This window comes from Fictibacillus sp. 5RED26 (assembly GCF_015903895.1).
In the GTDB taxonomy this organism is placed as follows: Bacteria; Bacillota; Bacilli; order Bacillales; family Fictibacillaceae; genus Fictibacillus; species Fictibacillus phosphorivorans.
Genome location: NZ_JACZDU010000002.1, coordinates 521,746 through 541,702, shown reverse-complemented (window position 1 = coordinate 541,702; position 19,957 = coordinate 521,746). Strand labels below are relative to the sequence as shown.

The window sequence follows — 19,957 nt, the reverse complement described above, 5'->3', positions numbered from 1 at the left end:
AGACTGTAGACCTAAATTTTGGTAAAATAATATAAAGATGGATGGGGGAGGTTCTGAATGGAAAACACAAATCTAGACAGGACAAATAACGCTGGGCAAGGACAAAAAGCGCAGCTGCACCAAAATAAGCAGCGAAGTGAAAAAAGCAAAACGATCATTCTCACCCTCGTTCTCAGCTTCTTCATCATCGGAGGCCTTGGCACTTGGGGATATTATTCACTGTTCGGACCAAATTCTGCAGCGAGTGTAGATACACCGTCTGATGAGGAATTAACGGAGGCTGAAAAATCGAGCGGCACTGCTCTTTTCAAGCCAACCATTGAAGTTCCAAAGACCGAGATCCAAAGACGAATCAATGTGATTCATGAATTTTGGAACGGTGAGCTCGGCTATGATAAATGGTCGAAATATAACATAGACACACATACACCTGTATTAAAAGAAATAGAAATTGATATACGAAATAAGATTCTGCCTTATGTAGCGGGTCCATTAAAGGCAGACATCGAGACCGCTCTTGATAAAATTGAGAAAAGTAAAAGTTCTGAGAGTGTAGAGCCACTAAAAGGCGTTCACCGCATCTTTCACGATCTCGATATATCGTTGAACGGCTACAAAGCTAGTGATTATTGGGACGTGACGGAAACAGGTAAATGGCTTGAGGAAGAAGTAAAAGAATAAGTAGTAGATTGGGCACTGTTCTCGTGGTTTACAGAGGGTGGTGTTTTTTTGTTTGTTAAATCGAGTCTTTTGAGTGTTGGACAGAAGGATCCAGGAGATAGATAGTGCGCTTTGTCGAACTTTCGATAAATAATTTTATCCGTGAAATTATTGCTGTTATACGTGAATATATTGCAAATTACCGTGAATAAAAAGCAACTATCCGTGAATATATTTTATGATGTATTTTTGAGGTAGACATAACAACTTTATGTCCATCAGATACGTACTTTTTCCTATAACTCACAATTTTATAGGGGATAATCCTCTTCCCCTGCGCATAAAAAAGAACTTCTCAATTTTTGAGAAGTTCTCTGCATACATTTTTACGATTTCGCAGTCGTCATATAATGATCTTTCAACTGATCACGCAATGTTCGCTTTAAAAACTTACCAACCGACGTTTTCGGGATCTCGTCCATGAACACGATATCGTCTGGAATCCACCACTTCGCAAACTGCGGCCTCAAAAACTCCACAATATCTTCTTTCGGCACTTTTCCTTTTGCCTCAGGCTTCAACACGACACATGCGAGTGGCCGCTCCTGCCATTCTGGATGAGGGACGGCGATAACAGACGCTTCGAAAACATCTGGAAACGCCATGATCGCATTCTCTAGATCAACGGACGATATCCACTCACCACCACTCTTAATAAGGTCCTTCGTCCGGTCGACAATTTTCACGAAGCCTTCTTCATCTACCGTAACGACATCCCCGGTATGAAGCCAACCATCATTGAACGTCCCTTCTGTCCGATCATCGTTATAATATTCGTCCGCGATCCAGTTTGAACGCAGCAAAAGCTCACCCATCTCGTGACTGTCCCACTTCACTTCTCCGTTCGCACCGATCACTTTCATCTCAACACCTTGCACGACATAACCTTGTTTTGCTTTGTAATCAAATTTCGTTTCTTCGTCCAGACCCTCTTGATACGTTTTCAGTCGCGTTGCGATTACAAGTGGACTCGTTTCCGTCATACCATAAGCATGCATAAACGGAATGTTATGTTTTTCTTCGAACGTTTTTATCATCCCTTTAGGTGCAGCAGATCCTCCGCAAATAACCGCTCGAAGACTAGAAGTATCATAACTATTCTGTTCGAGTTCTTGAAGAAGCCCCATCCAGATCGTTGGTACACCTGCAGCAAAGGTTACTTTTTCCATCTCAATCAGTTCCGCTAAAAGCTGTGGCGTGAATCGCGGTCCAGGCATCACTTGCTTCGAACCGAACCAGGTTGCCGCATATGGAAGTCCCCAAGCATTTACGTGGAACATCGGCACAACTGGCATAAGAACATCACTTTCTGATACAGAACCGCCATCAGCAAGTCCTAGTGACATTGAGTGAAGCACGGTCGAACGGTGCGTGTACGTTACGCCTTTTGGGTTTCCTGTCGTGGCAGACGTATAGCACATTCCAACAGGGTCGTTTTCATCGATATCCTGTGGAAATTCGTATGCCGGGTCACCCGTTTCTAATAGTTTTTCATAATGATAGAGAGGTTGAAGTGGCGATTGCGGTAACTCGTCTTCATCCGTCATCAATATATACGCTTTTACATTCGGAATATGGTCTTTAAGAGCTTCAACAAGAGGTAGAATGTCCTGATCTACGAATAAAATCTGGTCATCGGCGTGATTGATAATGTATGCAATATGCTGAGGGGAAAGTCGGATATTGATCGTGTGAAGTACAGCTTCAACACCTGGAATGGCGAAATAAGCTTCTAGATGACGATGGTGGTTCCATGCAAGTGTTCCAACCCGCTCACCTTTTTGAACACCAAGGCGTTTTAGCGCGCTCGAAAGCCTGCGTGTTCGCTCACCAATCTCCCGGTAGCTGAACTTCCTGATCCCGGACATCGTGCGGCTCGTTACTTCTTTTTTAGCAAAATACCGCTCCGCATGTTCTAGCATACTTGTAACTCGAAAAGGCACATTCATCATCATAACTACTTCTCCTCCTTAAATAGTAAACATAGTCATTAGTGTAAGCGTTTTCTTGTTATTCACTAGTTCCCCTTACCTACTTCAAAATCCTGCTGTTAAAACAGATTCCTAAGACAAAACGCAGAAAAACACGAAAAATATTTCAAAGCTGAAAAAAGTTTGAAAGATCATCGTGAATGTGCGTTACATTTACAATAATTGAAGTAGTAACGAGAATAAAATGAGAGATGTATCTGTATGGAAAGCAGAAAAAGTGTAGACGTAGAGTCTGCACTTTTTTTATTTTGCTTGTGTTTGTTTTTGAAGGTGAATCGCTTTTTTTATAGCAAGGATCGTTCCTAAATGAAGACCTTCATGATAAAACGTGCGGGGCAACACTTCCGCAAAAGTATTCATTCCAAGTTCAGTTGGTTCATCTAGCTCCTGGTGGAGTCGATGACCAAACTGCACCTGAATCACTTGTACCTGCTCCATCAAACGGTGACGAAGCTCTTGAAGCGTTGGAGGCGTCTGCTGCCAATTCTCTGGCTTCGTTCCAAATCCGAATAACTCTCGATAATGAATCGGTGAAGGATTATCTTCACGCGTTTTATGATACAGCCAATCGTACTGATCCAAAAAAATATGCCCCAAGTTCCAGCGAATGTTGTTGTTGAAACCCTCAGGAATAAAATCCACTTCCTCCTCATTCAGTCCTTCCACAGCACTCAAGGTATCGTGGCGAAAAGCTGCGAGCTGTTTCAACAGAATATCGTTTTTCATAGTAGTGGCTCCTTCATTTAGAAAATATCAGCAAGAATTACCTTTTATCGGTGAGATTTAGAATATATCGGCAAGAATCCATTTTTATCGGCGAGTTTTCAATTATATCGACGAGTTCTAGATTATATCGGCAACCTTGCTTCCTAAAACATAAAACACACCCCAGAAGAATCATGGGGTGTGTAGTCTAGTTTGGTATATGTTAGTTCGTTCCTGCAATCAGGCCATATTTGCCGTCTTTACGTCTGTACACGACGTTCATCTCACCAGATTCAGCGTTGTTGTAAACGAAGAAGTTATGGCCGAGTAATCCCATTTGGAGGATTGCTTCCTCAGTGTCCATCGGTTTCAGATCGAATCGCTTTTCACGTACGATCTCGAAATCGTCCTCTTCCTCTAACAGTGCCGTTGATACGCCTTCTGTACCGTTAGCAAACATGTGCTTTGTGCCTTCAGCATTTCTAAATTTACGGTTTACTTTTGTTTTGTGTTTTCGTATTTGACGCTCTAATTTTTCTACCACCAAATCAATCGCAGCGTATAAATCCAAATGACGTTCCTCTGCACGAAGCAGTAGGCCCTTCATCGGTATCGTAACCTCAATGGATTGTTCATTATTGTACACCTTTAGATTGACGTGTACTTCAGAATTTGGAGTTTCGTTAAAGTATTTTGTGAGTTTCGTCACCTTTTTCTCAACGTAAGCCCTAATGGCTTCTGTCACCTCGATGTTTTCTCCACGAATGTTAAAATGCATAACTTAACTCCTCCTTTCGGTGATGTATATATATTTCGATATACCCCAAAAGAATTCCTCCGTAACATTTAAAATATTTTGACAATATTTTTACACTATCGACAAATTCTTTACAATGGCTACAAACCTTATGAGACCGGGAAAAGATCCAATCAGCCACGATTCAAAAAAATATTTTTATGAAACAAAATTTCCGTTTCTTATATTTACCAATTCAGTTTTGATGCAAAAAATAAATTTGACTTACATTCTGTAAGTTTCAAACTATGTGGTATACTAGGAATTAACCTTTAAAGCTTAAAACATTTTACAAAACCTGTTCCATCACCCCACTCGATCCTTGAGTGGGGGTTTTTTTATGTAAACTTTTTTAAACAACAAAAAAACAGGCTCTAAGAGAACCTGTTTTGGTATAACGAAGCTTATGCTTTTTGAACGTTAGCAGCTTGAGCGCCACGAGCACCTTGCTCAACTTCGAAAGTTACTTTTTGACCTTCGTCTAAAGATTTGAAACCATCAGTTTGGATAGCTGAGAAATGTACGAATACATCGTCTCCGTTTTCGCGCTCGATGAATCCGAAACCTTTTTCTGCGTTAAACCATTTTACTGTACCTTGTTCCATGTTTGTTGCCTCCTAGTGCGTTACCACACGATATATTGCTACTCTTGCCCAAAGTATTGCTAAAGAAGAAAAGTCGAAACTCATACAATCTTTTACGCCGAACAAAAATAATCTATCACCATCATAACAGTGATTGCCTTATGATGCAAACTAATCATTCATATTATGAAATATTTTCTAATAATAAAAACCCGCCTGCCTGAACAGACGGGATTAAAAGTATGGTCATATTGCCTGGAATTATAGTTTAGTTACGTTAGCCGCTTGAGGCCCACGAGCTCCATCTACAATATCAAACTCGACTTGCTGACCTTCATCTAGGCTCTTGAATCCGTCCGTGTTGATTGCAGAGAAGTGTACGAACACATCGTCTCCGTCTTCGCGCTCGATAAATCCAAAACCTTTTTCTGCGTTAAACCATTTTACTTTTCCTAACATGTTTCACAATCCCTTCATCATGCGAATCTTTGTATAGATCTTCTATACACTTTATAGTATGACATATACCCAAAAAAGTTGTCAAAGGCTTAAGATTGGCGAAAAATAAGAAGTTTTGTCGAAAAATATCAGCAGTTATTTACGCATAAAAATACACACTAAACCTCATTTATGCAATATTTCCACAAAAAAGAACCGATCAATATTGACCAGTTCTTAAAAGTTTACATTTGCGAAACCATCTGTGCGAGCTTTGCACAAACAATTGCGCCATACGTTCCAACGATGTTACCGAGTAACCCCATTAAAAGGCCGACTGGTGCAAGCGCTGGTTGGAAAACAGAAGCTACAACAGGTGCAGAGCTTGTCCCACCGATGTTTCCTTGTGAGCCAACCGCAACGAAAAACATAGGAGAACGCAATAACTTAGCTGCTCCAAACAAGAAAAGAATATGAATGGCAAGCCATACGATTCCCATTAAAATATATTGAGGTGCTTCTACGACATAGATCAGGTTCGCTTTTGCTCCGATTGTAGCAAGCAATAGATAGATTCCTGCGTACCCTACTTTACTCGCTCCGTAATTTTCAAGTTCACGAACTTTTGTAAAGGATAGCACGATTCCAATTGCAGAGATGATCATGATTGTCCAAGTAGCAGTGTTTAAAATATCTCCTTGTGGCAGCTTCTCGGAAAACTTCCCTACGATAAACGCTAGACCAAAACCAAGACCAAGAATTGCAAGCAATTGAGGTACGGCGATCGGACGAGCATTCTTTTTCTCAAGCTCACCAACCTGCTTGTTCACTTCTCCAATGATGCGGTTGTCAGCTTTATTCCACTTGTCAAAACGAGCTTGATAACCCGCAAGTGCAATCATGATTCCCATCCAGCTGTATCCAACAACCGTATCAACAACGATGATCGGTGATAGAATGTGTTCTGGTGTGTCCACTGCTTCAACGAGCGCTGCCATATTCGCAGAGCCCCCGATCCAGCTTCCAGCTAATGCAGCTACACCTGTCCAAGCGTCCTCTGGTAAGTACGGCTGGAAGATCGCGAGCGCTATTGGTCCACCAACGATTACACCTACCGTTCCCGCTAAGAACATGAGGATCGCTTTCGGTCCAAGTTTGAGTGTCGCTTTTACATTGATAGATAAAAGCAATAACAGTAATCCAACCGGCAGTATGTAAGCGGAAACAAAACTGTATAAATCAGAACTTGAAGGTATGATGCCAAGAGTCGTTGAGATCATCGGCAAAAAATACGTCCAGATCAGTGGCGGCGCATAATGGAAAAACTTCCGTAGAATGTGGTTTTTGGATTCGCCCAAGATGAATACGAAGCCAACTAGCGCTACTAGATAAGCAAAAATCGCCATCGGCTCCTGAATGAGCGGTCCGTTTGATGTTGCAAACATATCCCTATTCCCCCTTAAAAAGACTTAAGTGACAAGTATACACTAAAAAACAATCATTACCTGTATAGTCCTTCAATTGCAAAGAGTGGGAATAGTAGCAACTTTTTTACACTTCTAATCGGAGCTTGCCCACATATAATGCACTATACAGCGTAGGAACATTAAACAGTTGTTTAAAAGGAGGCAATGGACGTTGCTGCAAATGATTGAAAAAGTCGTACTAGCTATGGCGGCCATTCGTATTTTATCCGGTACCCTAGAGATTACAGCAGCACTTTTCATGCTGCACTATAATACGGTAGAGCGAGCACTCGTCATCAATTCCCTGCTTTCCATCATCGGGCCGATCATCTTTTTCTCGACGATGACGCTTGGGATCTATGGATTATCTACAAAATTGTCGTTCGGCAGCTTGATCTGGATCATGTTAGGCGTCGTTTGTATTGTTTATGGGATTAAGAGATAAATAAAAAATAAGATAATTAAAACCGATACCCAGACAAATACGTCAGAAACTCTTTTTGTTTTCCATGATTGTACTTCGTTAACGCATACGTATGAGCATCCGGAATGTCCACTGAGTCACAGTCCACCTCTAGCAATCGTCCTTCTAACAGCTCTCTTCTTACGGTTGATAACGGTAAGAACGAGATTCCTAACCCTTCCGCAATAAATCGTTTTGTTATGTGAATCTGAGACACCTTCATCATCCGAACGCCGGGATAACGGGATTTCACGCGTCTGCAAAGGTCATCCCAATATCCTGGATGGTTATGGGTCAATAGGTAGTTAGAGAGCAACACTTCTTTTTCATCAAGGGGGGGCGCTGCTTCAAAATCCAACCCATCATGCGGTGCCACTAAAACGATCTTGTCTTGATAAAGCATCTGACTCGTAATCTCAGCATGCGAACTTCCTAAACAAGAAAGCCCAAGGTCCACATCCTCGTTTAAAACCGCTCTCTCAATATCTTCTGAATCAATAATTTTTATCGAAATCTCCACATCGGGATTGGCTTTTACATATCGTTTCAAAACAGAAGGCAAAATCGTATCTGCAATGAGCGGTGAGATTCCGATACAAAGCTTCGTATCATAGCCTTGCTGAAACGCATTTAGATCTTCAAGTCCACTTTCATACACTTCCATCAGTTTTCTCGCATGCTGCAGGTACCTTCTCCCTTCAGCCGTCAGCTTCACTCTTCTACCATCTCGTAAAAATAGTGACATCCCTAATTCAGATTCCAACATTTTAATATGTACTGAAACAGAGGGCTGAGAAACATGAAGAATTTCAGACGTTCTTCTAAAATTTTCGCATTCTGCCGCAGTGATAAACGTTTGTAGCCAAGAGAATTCCATCTCCCTTCAATCCCTCCTGATTAACTTTTCTTATTAAATCAATTAAAAACAATTAATATCGTAAATCATTTTCATTCTATACAATGATACTAAATAATGGAAGGAGTGGAAATCTTGATGCAAAAAGGACTAAAAGGAATTGTTGCAGCGGAAACCGCGATCAGCCACATCGATGGTACTGAGGGCAAGCTGATCTACAGAGGTTATGAAATTGGTGATCTTACTTCACGTTTTTCGTTTGAAGAAGTGGCATACCTTCTTTGGTTCGGTGAACTTCCTGACGATGAACAATTACAAAATCTCAAAAGCGAACTTACAAGAAATCGTGAGCTTCCTCTTCATATAAAAAATATCTTAGATCACCTACCTAAAGACATGGATTTGATGAGTGTAATCCGAACGGCCATTTCCTCTGAAGGTGTTTCGAGCTATGGATGGAAGCCAACCGTTTCACAAGCCCTTCGGTTAACGAATCTTGTTCCGACTATCATTTGCTATTGGACATGTCGTATGGATAGCAAACCTTTTGTTGAGCCGTCCTACGAGTTAAGTCATGTTGAAAACTATCTATATATGTTAACTGGCGAGATTCCCACCAAAGCCCATACACTAGCGCTCGAAACCTACATGATCCTAACGCTCGAGCATGGCATGAACGCTTCCACTTTTTCAGCACGCGTTACAGCATCAACCGAATCAGATATGGTTTCAGCCGCAACATCTGCAATCGGAACGATGAAAGGACCTCTTCATGGCGGAGCACCTTCAGCGGTCATTGACTTGCTTGATGAAGTTCGTAAAGCTGGAAGTGCTGAACAAGTGATACGCGGGAAGTTGGAGAATGGTGAGAAGCTCATGGGATTCGGTCACCGTGTTTATAAAACACACGATCCACGAGCTGTTGCGCTAAAAGCAAAATTATTAGAGTTAGTCGGTAAAGATGAGTGGTTAGATTTCGCGCTGGATGTAGAAAAAAAAGCGATAATATTGCTCGAAGAATACAAACCAGGCAGAGCGTTGTATACGAACGTTGAATTTTACGCCGCAGCGATTATGAAGGCGATCGAACTAGATCCTGCTTTATTCACCCCTACCTTTACAGCAAGCCGAATGGTCGGATGGACCGCTCACATTTTAGAACAATCAGAAGACAACACGATTTACCGCCCTCAATCCGTATATACAGGAAAGTTTCACGATAAAGTTACAGTTAAAGAATAGCCATTCCATATAGAAGCACCTCTAAACTCAGTGGTAGAATTGAAAGTAAGAACTCTTTGAGAAAGAGGTGCTTTTTCGTGATTCTAAAATCAATTCTATATAGAAAAGAGAAAAAACAAGAAGGATATCCATTTCAACTTCCGCTTCTTCAATCGTTTGATTCTCTTCACTTTCAAAAACCTGTCACCATCTTAGTAGGTGAAAATGGTACGGGGAAATCAACTTTGCTCGAGGCAATCGCAGATCAAGCCGGTTCTGTTCAGATCAATCGTACAGAAAAAGAGAACACCACCATCAAAAAATTGGCCAAACAATTAAAATTGACGTGGAGTGTGAAAACGAAAAAGGGATTCTTTTTGAACGCAGAAGACTTTGTTAGCTTTGTGAGGCGTGCAGCAGAAATGAAAGAGACCGCATTACAAGAATTAGCTAACATCGAAGTAGAGTACAAAGACAAGTCTGCTTATGCCAAGAGCCTTGCATCCCTTCCACACAATCGAACACTAGCTGAACTCAAAGAACTTTATAATGACGGTCTCGAGTTTCGTTCACACGGAGAACGTTTTATAGATTTCTTTCAATCACGTTTTCGCCCGAACGGCTTATACATTCTCGACGAGCCAGAAGTTCCGCTATCCCCTATGAAGCAGTTAAGTTTTATATCGATGTTAAAAGAGATGGAGCAACAAAACGCACAGTTCATTATCGCGACTCATTCTCCCATCTTAATGGCCTATCCCGGTGCAGAGATTATCAGTCTCGATTCCCTTCCACCCGCTCCAACTTCTTATGAAGATCTTGAACACGTGCAGATTACGAAAAACTTTTTAGAGAGCCCGGAGAGGTTTTTGAGGCATTTGTAAAAGATTAGTTTTAGTAGATTTTGTTCATTTACTGCTTGATAAGTTGATTGGAGCGTAAGGTGTGAGACTCCTGCGGGACGAGCGGTCAGGTGAGACCTCTTAGGGTGCAAAGCAGCAAGTGCGCTCACCGCACGCCCCGCGGAAAGCGAAACACCTGGAGCGGAGGTCAACTACTTACAAAGCAACAAAAAATAACCACAAGAAGAAGACTCCTCGTGGTCTAACAACCTTAATTCTTTTTGTCAAAATACATCCCATCCACTGAAACCGATTGATACGGGTTTGCGTAGCGGGTGTTTTTTTCTTTCTTTTTCTTCATCGTCGAAAGGTTATGCTTAATCTCTTCAAACTGCCGAGCCAACAGTGGATCAATTGTCTCATTCATCTTAACGATTAAACGCCCCATACGCTGTTCGTCTTCAGAGTACGTGCCAGGTAAGTTGCTGATAGTTACTTGTCGCTGATCGAGTAATTCATTTAAACGCTCGATATACGATTCGCGCTCTTCTTTCGGCAAACCTGCGCTCACATGATCATACAGGTTCTTCGTAATCTCGAGCAAAATTTTTACGGCAGGCATTACACGCGCCCTGTCTCGCCATGCTGCATGCGGCGGTTAATTTGAATAACTTCTTTCCACGTGTTGCGGAAATCCAGCACGTAGTCTTCCACTTCATCCAAGATCTTCACGTCATTTTGAATGTTCGCTTCAATCAGACGACGGTTGATGTAATCGTACATCGTCATCAATGACTTCGATACTTCAAGGTCCATGTTCAGCGTGACCATCAACTCTTGAATGATTTTTTGCGCTTTTAATAGGTTTGTATTCTTTTGTTCTGTATTTTTAAGCTCGATCCCCGTTCGAGCGAGACCGATAAATTTCAAACATCCGTTATAGAGCATGAGCGTCAACTCTCCTGGAGACGCCGTTTGGACTGAGTTATTTTGATACGCCTTGTTTGCGTTAAGTATGGACATGTAAAGGTAACACTCCTTTTTGGTTTAAAATTACTGTCCGCCGCCAAACTGCTGCATTAAGTACATGGATTGTTGGTTGGAACGTTGAATCGCTGACTCCATGGCTGAGAACTGACGCCAATAGCGGTCTTCAACCTGCTTCAAACGATCTTCAAAAGCTGAAATACGCTTGTCTACATCAGTTAACTCTTTACCTAGCGTAAACTGAGCATTTGTTCGAAGCGCATTTCCTGCTTTTAGCTCAATTTTGTCGACAGTCTGATCGATCGAGGCACGCAATTTTTTTGCAATGCCTTCTACATTATTAGTGCTATCACCAGTGAACATTTTCATCACAGCTTCAGGATTCGCAGCTAATGCTTCTCTTAGTTTCTTATCATCGATCTCCAGTTTCCCTTTATCGAGGTAGTTACGAGAAGTTGTGATTCCGATCTCAGAAAGCTGATCATATTTCGTATCTCCCGTATTAACAGAAGCATATAGAACCGAACGCATCGTGTTCAATCCACTCGAGAGGATAGAATCTCCACGCAGCATCCCGCTCTTCGCCTTCTCATCCCACAGTTCCGCTTCTTTTTCAGATAAGTCTTTGCGCTGTGCATCCGTTAGAGGAGGAAAATCACGGTACTTTGTTTCAGCAGTCTTTTTATTGATTGCTTCAATCGTTTCGTTGTATTTTTTCACAAAATCTTTAATAGAAGTAATTACACCTTCAGTATCAGTGGTTGAGCTGATGGTAGATTCTCCTACTGCTTTTAATGAATAGGAAACTCCGCTGATTGTGAAGTTGTTGGATGTACGTTGTATACCAGTAATCCCATTAAGATCAAACTTAGCATTTGTTCCGTTATCAGAACCTAACGCCCCAAGTTTTGTTCCATCAACTGAAAAGCCAAGATTAGAAAAGAATGTTACTGTATCAGCACTTTCAAGAGAAAGATTCGAACCTTCACCTGTTAAGTTATTTGAAATCGCAAATTTCCCCGTAGATTCATCATAAAATGCAGACATTTCAAGCCCTGCTTCTGAAAATTTCTTAGCAACAGATTCTAATGTATCTTTTGTCGGGTCGATTGATATTGTTTTCTCAACTTCTAATGTTGCATTCCCTGGTTTCTGAACTCTAAGTTTCAGTTCAATGGGTGTTGTTCCAAATGATGCACTTACGTCTTTTAGTAACTCCGATCCCTTTGCATTAACACCAGTATCTAAAATTGGTGCAGATACCCAATTCCTTGCTGTTGCCAGCTGAGTAACCTTAATGTTAGACGTAATATTAGAAGCACTTCCCGCTGCAGTCGCAGTTACTGCAATTGGATTCGTGCTGGTTACGGTCTTCTTATTAAACGTCCCTTGAAGAGCGATTCCGTCTAAAACGAAACGATCGAGATCGGTTAATAGCTTATTCATCGAACGGTAGTCATCACGCTGCCACTCAAGTGTTGTTTTCTTCTGCGCCAGTTTATCGAGTGGGATGCGCTCTGCTTTCATTAAGTCGCCAACGATCGTATCGATGTCCATTCCGCTCGCTAATCCGCCAATTCTCATACTCACGGTTCATCACCGTCCCTAAATTTTTTTATCTACAAAAATACCCATAAAATCAATCATATCCGCATACATATCAAGGAACTTTTTGTTTGGAATCTCCTTGAGCACCTCTTGTGTTACTTCGTCCACGACCTGAACGTAATAGTCGTTCAACTTTTCGTGAAGCACAAATTTTGAAGAAGTGTGTGTTGGCTTTAACATATCGTTCATCGCATGAATCACTTTTTCTAGTGATTCTTTCGTTGGTTTCCCTTGTACTGAAGCTTCGGCTTGAGTCGTTTGTTCTGGTTGGTTTTGGCTTTTAAGCACAGGCTCAGACTTTTGAAATACAGGAGAACTAATTGATTGCAGTTCCACCTTCATCGCCCCTTTTATTTTCTCTAAAATTTATATCGGATTAATAAAAAAATTGTTGAGGAAGAGTAAAGAAAGAAGCTTAGAAAAAAAATTTATTACAATTCTATGAAACTACTCAATCTTCTAATTATTTATTGTAAAATAGTTGCTTAGGAACATATAAAATGTAGAAAAATGACCAATAATGTCTGCGGCATTTACATATAGCAATACATACTCTAAAAAATGAAAAATTGAAAACGAGAGGATTCTGGCAGTAATGAAACACCGACACTCAAAGCAACAACGAAAACGCAGCCAACAGCCTAACTCAAACGTTAAGCAAACGAAAGCCATGGAACAACCTCTACACAGAAACAGATACATAACTGGCCTCGATGGACTAAGGGCCATCGCCGTACTTGCAGTTATCGCCTATCATCTTAATTTTGAATGGGCGGCAGGCGGTCTACTAGGGGTTACTGTCTTTTTTGTTTTATCAGGATATTTAATAACCGATCTATTAATCTCGGAATATGTAACAACAAATTCGATTAACTTTAAAAGCTTCTGGATCCGCCGAGCCCGAAGGTTATTGCCAGCCATGTTTACGATGCTTCTCGTCGTCGTCACATATGTAACCTTGTTCGAGCCAGCCATGCTTGAAAAACTTGAAGAAGATACCGTTGCAGCAATTTTTTATGTGAGCAACTGGTGGTATATATTCCAAGATCTTTCGTATTTCGAAAGCTTTGGACCCCCTTCCCTACTAACCCACTTTTGGAGTCTAGCGGTGGAAGAACAATTTTATATCCTATGGCCATTGGTCATTATCGTCCTATTAAAAATGAAAGTGCGTGAAGGTTCCCTATTTTCTATGATGCTAGTAGGTGCACTCCTTTCAGCAGCACTCATGGCAATTCTGTACGAACCAGGTGCAGATCCGAGCCGTGTCTATTACGGAACAGATACACGCGTGTTCTCCCTTTTACTAGGAGCAAGCCTTGCCGTCATCTGGCCGAGCCGCAAACTGTCTAGCACGCTACCACCTGAGATTCGTTGGAAACTAGACTTTGTCGGACTATCTGCACTCGCATTTATCTTTTACATGTTTGCAAGCACGGACCAATATCAAGACTTCCTCTACCAAGGTGGAATGGTCGCTATATCTGTTGCAGCTCTGTTAGTAGTAGCCGTAATGGTTCACCCATCAAGCAGACTCAACACATGGTTGAGCTTTAAACCGTTACGTTGGGTCGGCGTTCGTTCTTACGGAATCTATTTATGGCACTTCCCGGTGATTGTTCTGACGAGCCCTCAATGGGGAGCGGATGCACCAAGCTTTTTTAGAACGACATTTCAAATTGTACTGATCTTCGTGCTAGCTAACCTGTCTTGGAAATACATCGAGAACCCGATCCGTAAAGGTGCGCTATCGAGATTCTGTAGAGTGGTGAAACGCGGTGAATGGAAACGTGAGCGGTCGTTTATTGGGCGGTTTGTGTTAACAGCTTGTATCTTAGGTCTTTTCATGTGCGTATCTGCGATCGGCTTCACGACAACTTCAGTAGCGTTAAGTAAAGGTAAAGTAATCTCTGCTATTCAAGACAAAGTTGGCAATGAAGAGCCACCGCCAGAGAATACGGTGAGACCAGAGCCCAAGCCTGATGGTGCTGAAGTCGAAAAGCCGGCAGAAGAGCCTGAAGAAAAACCTTCTGAAAATAAGCCATCTAACGAAAAAGACGAAGAGAAAGAACCTGTTCAAGATACACGCTCACTTTCAGTCATTGGCGACTCCGTTATGATTGATGTGACACCTCATATAGAGGAAGTATTCCCAAATGCAAAAGTGGACGCGAAGATCGGGCGCCAGTTTAGAGAAGCAGAAGATATCGTTCAGCAGAAGAAAAGTTCAGGCAGTTTAGGAGAGATTGTTGTCATTGAGCTTGGAGCGAACGGGCCACTATCTGAAAAGAGAATGCATAACTTAATCGAGCTAATCGGTGATCGAGATATTTATATGATTACAGCGCGTGTTCCTAAGCCTTGGCAGCGGGAAGTGAATGAGACGATTACTACTGTTGCTCAGGAGTACAAACATGTTAAAGTTGTGGACTGGTTCGAGATGAGTGAGTCACACCCTGAATATATCGGTAGCGATGGCGTACATTTAACGCTCACTGGTGCAAAAGAGTATGCAAAATTCTTAATTAAACATATTGATTAAAAAAGAAAGCCAATCATCCGAAAACATACGGTGATTGGCTTTTCTATATCTACTCTTCGTCATTATTGATTAAAGGATTGTCTTTTCCGTTCGGAGCTGGAAATTCTCCTTTTGGAAGATCTTTTAAGTAATCCGTAAGTTCTGGTAAATAATAGGCTGAAATGGTTATTTCGTATTTGAGCTGGTCGGTAACAGCATCAGCAGAAGCGATTTCAAGTTCTTCCATTCCAGTAAACGTAATGCCTTCCACGACAATGACACGCTTTAATTCTTCAATAGTTCGTATGAATTTTTGAATACCTTCATAATCTTTAGATACCACTGACATCTCAGCAGTAATCTTTTTTACACCCTGAGGTAAAACTTCAGGAACAGCAGGTGTTGGTGTTTCAGTTGTTTCCACTGCATTGCTTCCGTTTGCACCTTCATTTTCTACTACTTCGGTCGTATTTGCACCTTCATCTGAATTTTCGGTTTCATTTGATTCTTCAGCTGCTGGTTCCTCAGGAGCTGGACTATCAGCAGTCTCTTCTTGAACAACCTCTTCCTCTTCCGATGCTTCGCCATCTGAAAAGTCCATCGTTAGGATAAGGCTATCAGATAAGACCTCTGCTTTCTCGAACTGCAGCATTAATTGATCAACGAGAGGCTTAACCGGCACTTCCTCTTGAAGAGCAAATGTATTTTCACTTGTTTGTGTAGTTACAGCAACAGATTCATTTGCCTTCTTTAAAAGTACCTCTTGCTGTTTCATTTCTGTATCTACCGATTCAATTCTCTGATGCAAAGGTGACAATAAGCCAAAGTATCCATATACTCCACCTATAACCAATAAAAGAATGACACCTAGTCCCACATATGTAAGAAGCTTATTATTCTCCGCCATTCTCTTCACCTTTTAACTCAAGAATTTTCTCTTTCTCAAACTCAATTTTATAGAGACTTTTATAACGGGGCAGATACTCTTCCATAGCTGTCATATCTTCTCCATTATTGATTTCCTCAAAGTTAGTCGTTTCCATTTTTTCAATTGTAGCCTCTGCTAGATATGGAGAATTGGTTAATTCAAATAAATAGTGAGAAGTTTCTGCTAGTGTGTCAAACTGCGCTTCAACATAGATTGTCTTCTTATCTTTGTATTCATACTTCATAAAAAAACCACGTTCTGGAAGCAAGGCCACTAAGTGCTGAAGTAAATCTGTAGCGGCGATCTTCTTATCACGAATATAATCAATCTTTTCCGCTAAAGGTTCTGATTCCACTTGTGGTACAACTTGTTGCTGTTTCTCCAACTGCGTTTGCACTAAAAGTTTTTCTTGTTCTAATAGTCGTTCTTTTTCTTGCAGTGTGCCTGCACTTACATAATAGTCGAGTCCTAGCCATGTCGCTGACCCTAAAAACAACGTCACTGCAGCTATTAATAGAATGGTAGTCTTTAATGATTTACTTTCTTTAACAGGTAAAAGGTTAATATCGACTAACATAGCTGCACCTCTTTTAATCCAAGACCTAGTACTACATCAAATTGTGGAGGCAGTAATGTGTCAGAAGGTTTGATCGTCAGTACGGGTACATCCAGTTTGGAAGACAATCTTTCTTGAATGTATGACAACTCTGGCAACTCACCAGACAACACAACTTTCGTAACACCTTGTTCACCTTGATTAATTGTAAACTTGTAATAGTTCACGATGCGCTCTATTTCTACCAATTTATCCTCTATTAAGCCATGTATATAACCAGAATCACCTTGCCATTCAATTCTCTGTACACCTGTAGAATGCTGTTTAAAATTCCAGCTCTTATAATCAGTCTCCATTTTTAGATGGTTGAAGAAATAAGGCTTATGATGATGAAAGATACTTAGTTGAACGGCAGGAATATCAAACTGTAGACAAAGGGTATGATCTTTTTCAGAAACGAGATCCTTCATAAAAATAAGTCGATACAAAGCGACGCATGAAGCATCAGCAACAACTGGCTTTAACTTCGCGTCAGTAAGCAATGCTGAATAGTCGTGCACCATCTTTTCCGAAGCAGCAAACAGCAAAATCTCTCGTTTCTCCTCATTTGTATCAAGTAACACATAATCAAATACAGGATCTTCAAACGGGAGATGGATGGTATTACCTAGCTCCATATATAAGTAGCCTTTAATCTCTTCATCCTTTTGGTTAGTGGGAACCTGATGTTTCCGAATAACGAGTTTGCTATCAGGGATTAAGAACTGAACTTCTCGACCTTTGATTCCCCATTCCGCTATACACTCTTCTAGAATGGTTAAAAGGGTTTCACGATCTGCAATAAGCCCATCATGAATCAATCCTTCAGGAAGATAACGTTCACCAGAGCCTCTTACATCTAGATCTTCTGGATGACGGTAATCCAAATAACGGATAACATGATCTTGGAGTATTAAGTTGATTCTTTTTTTGTTGAATAGTCCTAGATTGAATAACATTTGTTTTCACCTCTGTCTAGAATGCAAAACTATATTAGCGATTCATTTGACCATTGCACCTTATATAGATGAAATCGTAAAATGATGCGCAATTTTAGTTTTTCCTTAGTGTTAGTGCATAAAGATAATACTAATTCTCCTTCTCAAGAAAAGGAGAATTAGTATTTTACTTTTTATTGTCCACCTAAATACTTGGTTAATTCTGTTTCTGATAATACACCGTCTGTATTTGTATCAACCCCACTAACAGCTTCTGCTGCGTGTCCATCAATGCTATATGCTCCACTTGCTAATGTTACCTTCCACTCGCTATCTTTTAAATTGTTAACATAATCTGATAGAGAGCTAGAATTCTCCCAAGAGGAAGCTTTATTGTCAGCAGCATATGCTAATTTTGCGCCATTAATAATTTGAACCGCTTCTGTAACTTGTGCTTTCTCTTTTGTTTTACCAATAATTCCACCTATACTTACCACCGCAATTGCTGCGATAATACCTAGAATTACAATTACCACTAACAATTCAATAAGTGTTAAACCTTTTTCATTTTTTAATAATCTTTTAAAATTCTTTAACATCTATCCTGCATCTCCTTTAAATTCGTAGAATTAATTTCCACCAAGATATGTCGTTAATTGTGCTTCTGTAATAGGATCAGCCTGAGAAGTATTTGTTTTTTTCATAGCATCAAGTGCTGCATGATCTGATATTTTATATGTTTTTGTAGTCGCATCAAATGTAACAGTCCATGCGTTATCCTTTAAATTACTAACATACTCTTTTAATGGGTTATTAGCTTCTGCTGTACTTGTCCAAGTCGTTGCATTATTTTCAGTTGAATGTGCCATCTTTGCTGCTTTAATAATTTGAACTGCCTCACTAACAGCAGCTTTATCTTTTGTCTTTCCGATAATTCCACCAATACTAACTACTGCGATAGCTGCAATAATACCTAGAATAACGATAACTACCAACAACTCAATGAGCGTTAGTCCTTTTTCGTTTTTTGCGTGTTTTTTTAATAGTTTATTAAACAACTTTGTTCACTCCCTATTTATTTTTACGTACTAACCAATTGTTTTATAAATTTCAAACATAGGAACCATAACGGATACAACAATCGTACCCACCACAGATGCTAGAAACACAATCATCAACGGTTCAATAAGCGCTTTTAATCGATCAGTCCCTGTTTCAACTTCTTTTTCATAAAAGTCAGCTACTTTTGCGAGCATTTCATCCAGTGATCCCGTTTCTTCACCAATTGAAATCATTTGGGTTACTAGTGGTGGGAATATCCAGTGATTTTTCATCGGTTCTGTCAATCTCTGTCCTGTTTCGAGAGAACTTCTTGATTCCCGAATTACTTTAGCAACGACCTCGTTTTCTACCACTTTTTCTACAATTGATAGTGATTGTAGAATTGGTACTGAACTAGAAAACAGTGAACTAAGCGTTCTTGTCATCCTCGCAAGTGCAGATTTCTGAAGTAGCTTACCGAATATTGGAACTTTCAGAATCACATAATCAAAGTAATACCTGCTAGATTTATTTTTACGAATGATCAAGAGCGCTAGATAGAATAACACCAAGAATATGAGTAAAAGCCACCAAAAACCTTGCACGAATTCACTAGCTCCTAATACAAACCTTGTTATAGCCGGCAGCTCTCCTCCAGCCTCTTGAAGCATAGCTGCAAACGTTGGCACAACCTTTGCAAGCAAGAAGATTACGACAAACACGGCTACCACTCCTACAATCATCGGATACATCATCGCTGAAATGATCTTTTGCTTCGTATAATGCTGTTTCTCAAAATAGGTAGCTAGCTGGTCGAGTGTATCGTCCAAACTACCTCCTGCTTCTCCTGCGGACACCATGTTGATAACCATCGGTGGAAACACATTTCGGTGCCGACTCATCGCATTAGACAAAGGGTTACCTTGACGAAGCTCTTCTTCCACATCGGCTAACACCTTTTGTAGCGCTTTACTCTCTGTCTGAGCAGCCATGATACTTGTCGAATCTACAACGGATACACCAGCACGCAACAATGTTGCAAACTGCCTTAAGAAAATGACAAACTGCTGAGATTTTACTGGACTGCCTAACGAAATTTCTTTGTTAAACAGCGTTTGCTTCATCTCTTGTACTTCTGTGACTGCGATTCCTTTTTCTTTTAGCTTTAGAACCGCTTCACGCTTGGATAGCCCAAGAACAGATCCTGAACGTTTTTTCCCGCTCTTGTCACGACCTACATAACTAAACTGTGCCATC

At 40.7% G+C, this 19,957-nt stretch carries 22 protein-coding genes; 5 read left to right on the top strand and 17 right to left on the bottom strand.

All coding sequences use genetic code 11. From position 1 onward, the window contains the following. Positions 1-57: 57 nt before the first annotated feature. Positions 58-681 carry a hypothetical protein gene (locus IHV10_RS10900; protein WP_197128994.1) on the top strand — a complete coding sequence of 208 codons (624 nt, stop codon included), beginning with the start codon at positions 58-60 and terminating at the stop codon, positions 679-681. A 365-nt stretch (positions 682-1,046) separates the two neighbouring features. Here IHV10_RS10900 and IHV10_RS10895 read toward each other — a convergent pair whose 3' ends face one another. The 6 genes from IHV10_RS10895 to IHV10_RS10870 all read right to left on the bottom strand — a co-directional run bounded on the left by IHV10_RS10895 (position 1,047) and on the right by IHV10_RS10870 (position 6,679). Continuing rightward, positions 1,047-2,675 carry a long-chain fatty acid--CoA ligase gene (locus tag IHV10_RS10895; protein WP_197128992.1) on the bottom strand — a complete coding sequence of 543 codons (1,629 nt, stop codon included), beginning with the start codon at positions 2,673-2,675 and terminating at the stop codon, positions 1,047-1,049. A 279-nt stretch (positions 2,676-2,954) separates the two neighbouring features. Next, positions 2,955-3,437 (bottom strand): DinB family protein, encoded by a 483-nt coding sequence (locus tag IHV10_RS10890; protein ID WP_197128990.1) that lies wholly within the window; start codon positions 3,435-3,437, stop codon positions 2,955-2,957. 202 nt (positions 3,438-3,639) lie between these two features. Beyond that, a complete protein-coding gene (gene hpf, locus IHV10_RS10885) occupies positions 3,640-4,194 on the bottom strand; it encodes a ribosome hibernation-promoting factor, HPF/YfiA family (RefSeq protein WP_144697887.1) in 555 nt (184 codons plus the stop codon). A 422-nt stretch (positions 4,195-4,616) separates the two neighbouring features. Beyond that, positions 4,617-4,817, bottom strand: a complete 201-nt coding sequence (cspC, locus tag IHV10_RS10880; protein ID WP_077359956.1) for a cold shock protein CspC — start codon at positions 4,815-4,817, stop codon at positions 4,617-4,619. 240 nt (positions 4,818-5,057) lie between these two features. Further along, the gene (locus IHV10_RS10875; RefSeq protein ID WP_066245425.1) at positions 5,058-5,255 is read right to left on the bottom strand and encodes a cold shock domain-containing protein; all 198 of its coding nucleotides are present in this window, start codon (positions 5,253-5,255) and stop codon (positions 5,058-5,060) included. Positions 5,256-5,479: 224 nt separating this feature from the next. Further along, complete coding sequence (locus IHV10_RS10870; RefSeq protein WP_197128988.1) at positions 5,480-6,679, bottom strand: DUF819 domain-containing protein; 1,200 nt, start codon at positions 6,677-6,679, stop codon at positions 5,480-5,482. A 202-nt stretch (positions 6,680-6,881) separates the two neighbouring features. Between IHV10_RS10870 and IHV10_RS10865 the strand changes: the two genes are divergently transcribed. Then, positions 6,882-7,145, top strand: coding sequence for a YqhV family protein (locus IHV10_RS10865; protein ID WP_171005664.1), 264 nt, complete (start codon positions 6,882-6,884; stop codon positions 7,143-7,145). Between the two features lie 16 nt (positions 7,146-7,161). Here IHV10_RS10865 and IHV10_RS10860 read toward each other — a convergent pair whose 3' ends face one another. After that, positions 7,162-8,040 (bottom strand): LysR family transcriptional regulator, encoded by an 879-nt coding sequence (locus IHV10_RS10860; protein ID WP_197128986.1) that lies wholly within the window; start codon positions 8,038-8,040, stop codon positions 7,162-7,164. 114 nt (positions 8,041-8,154) lie between these two features. Between IHV10_RS10860 and IHV10_RS10855 the strand changes: the two genes are divergently transcribed. Next, the gene (locus IHV10_RS10855) at positions 8,155-9,261 is read left to right on the top strand and encodes a citrate synthase/methylcitrate synthase (protein ID WP_197128984.1); all 1,107 of its coding nucleotides are present in this window, start codon (positions 8,155-8,157) and stop codon (positions 9,259-9,261) included. A gap of 77 nt (positions 9,262-9,338) precedes the next feature. After that, positions 9,339-10,124, top strand: coding sequence for an AAA family ATPase (locus IHV10_RS10850; protein WP_197128983.1), 786 nt, complete (start codon positions 9,339-9,341; stop codon positions 10,122-10,124). A 229-nt stretch (positions 10,125-10,353) separates the two neighbouring features. Here IHV10_RS10850 and IHV10_RS10845 read toward each other — a convergent pair whose 3' ends face one another. Genes IHV10_RS10845 through flaG form a run of 4 tightly spaced genes read right to left on the bottom strand, consistent with a single transcriptional unit; the run spans position 10,354 to position 13,013 of the window. Next, positions 10,354-10,704, bottom strand: a complete 351-nt coding sequence (locus IHV10_RS10845) for a hypothetical protein (RefSeq protein WP_197128982.1) — start codon at positions 10,702-10,704, stop codon at positions 10,354-10,356. Next, positions 10,704-11,105 (bottom strand): flagellar export chaperone FliS, encoded by a 402-nt coding sequence (gene fliS / locus IHV10_RS10840; RefSeq protein WP_066397945.1) that lies wholly within the window; start codon positions 11,103-11,105, stop codon positions 10,704-10,706. Before fliS ends, IHV10_RS10845 begins: the two co-directional genes overlap by 1 nt. A 30-nt stretch (positions 11,106-11,135) precedes the next feature. Next, positions 11,136-12,653 carry a flagellar hook-associated protein 2 gene (locus IHV10_RS10835; protein WP_197129963.1) on the bottom strand — a complete coding sequence of 506 codons (1,518 nt, stop codon included), beginning with the start codon at positions 12,651-12,653 and terminating at the stop codon, positions 11,136-11,138. A 21-nt stretch (positions 12,654-12,674) separates the two neighbouring features. Then, on the bottom strand, positions 12,675-13,013 hold the full coding sequence (gene flaG, locus IHV10_RS10830; protein ID WP_312035266.1) for a flagellar protein FlaG: 339 nt from the start codon (positions 13,011-13,013) through the stop codon (positions 12,675-12,677). A 259-nt stretch (positions 13,014-13,272) separates the two neighbouring features. Here flaG and IHV10_RS10825 point away from each other — a divergent pair, with 259 nt between their 5' ends. After that, on the top strand, positions 13,273-15,219 hold the full coding sequence (locus tag IHV10_RS10825) for an acyltransferase family protein (protein ID WP_231619504.1): 1,947 nt from the start codon (positions 13,273-13,275) through the stop codon (positions 15,217-15,219). Between the two features lie 49 nt (positions 15,220-15,268). On the opposite strand, the gene IHV10_RS10820 is transcribed toward IHV10_RS10825, so the two are convergent. The 6 genes from IHV10_RS10820 to IHV10_RS10795 all read right to left on the bottom strand — a co-directional run bounded on the left by IHV10_RS10820 (position 15,269) and on the right by IHV10_RS10795 (position 19,956). Next, entirely contained in the window at positions 15,269-16,105 is an 837-nt protein-coding gene (locus tag IHV10_RS10820) for a hypothetical protein (RefSeq protein ID WP_197128980.1), read from the bottom strand. Next, positions 16,092-16,703 carry a PilN domain-containing protein gene (locus IHV10_RS10815; protein ID WP_197128979.1) on the bottom strand — a complete coding sequence of 204 codons (612 nt, stop codon included), beginning with the start codon at positions 16,701-16,703 and terminating at the stop codon, positions 16,092-16,094. Before IHV10_RS10815 ends, IHV10_RS10820 begins: the two co-directional genes overlap by 14 nt. Further along, entirely contained in the window at positions 16,697-17,680 is a 984-nt protein-coding gene (gene pilM / locus IHV10_RS10810; RefSeq protein WP_197128978.1) for a type IV pilus biogenesis protein PilM, read from the bottom strand. The genes IHV10_RS10815 and pilM overlap by 7 nt, the downstream gene beginning before the upstream one ends. 173 nt (positions 17,681-17,853) lie before the next feature. Continuing rightward, positions 17,854-18,258, bottom strand: coding sequence for a type II secretion system protein (locus IHV10_RS10805; RefSeq protein WP_197128976.1), 405 nt, complete (start codon positions 18,256-18,258; stop codon positions 17,854-17,856). Positions 18,259-18,288: 30 nt separating this feature from the next. Next, a complete protein-coding gene (locus IHV10_RS10800) occupies positions 18,289-18,717 on the bottom strand; it encodes a type II secretion system protein (RefSeq protein WP_066397963.1) in 429 nt (142 codons plus the stop codon). A 30-nt stretch (positions 18,718-18,747) separates the two neighbouring features. Next, on the bottom strand, positions 18,748-19,956 hold the full coding sequence (locus IHV10_RS10795) for a type II secretion system F family protein (protein ID WP_197128974.1): 1,209 nt from the start codon (positions 19,954-19,956) through the stop codon (positions 18,748-18,750). Position 19,957: the final 1 nt, after the last annotated feature.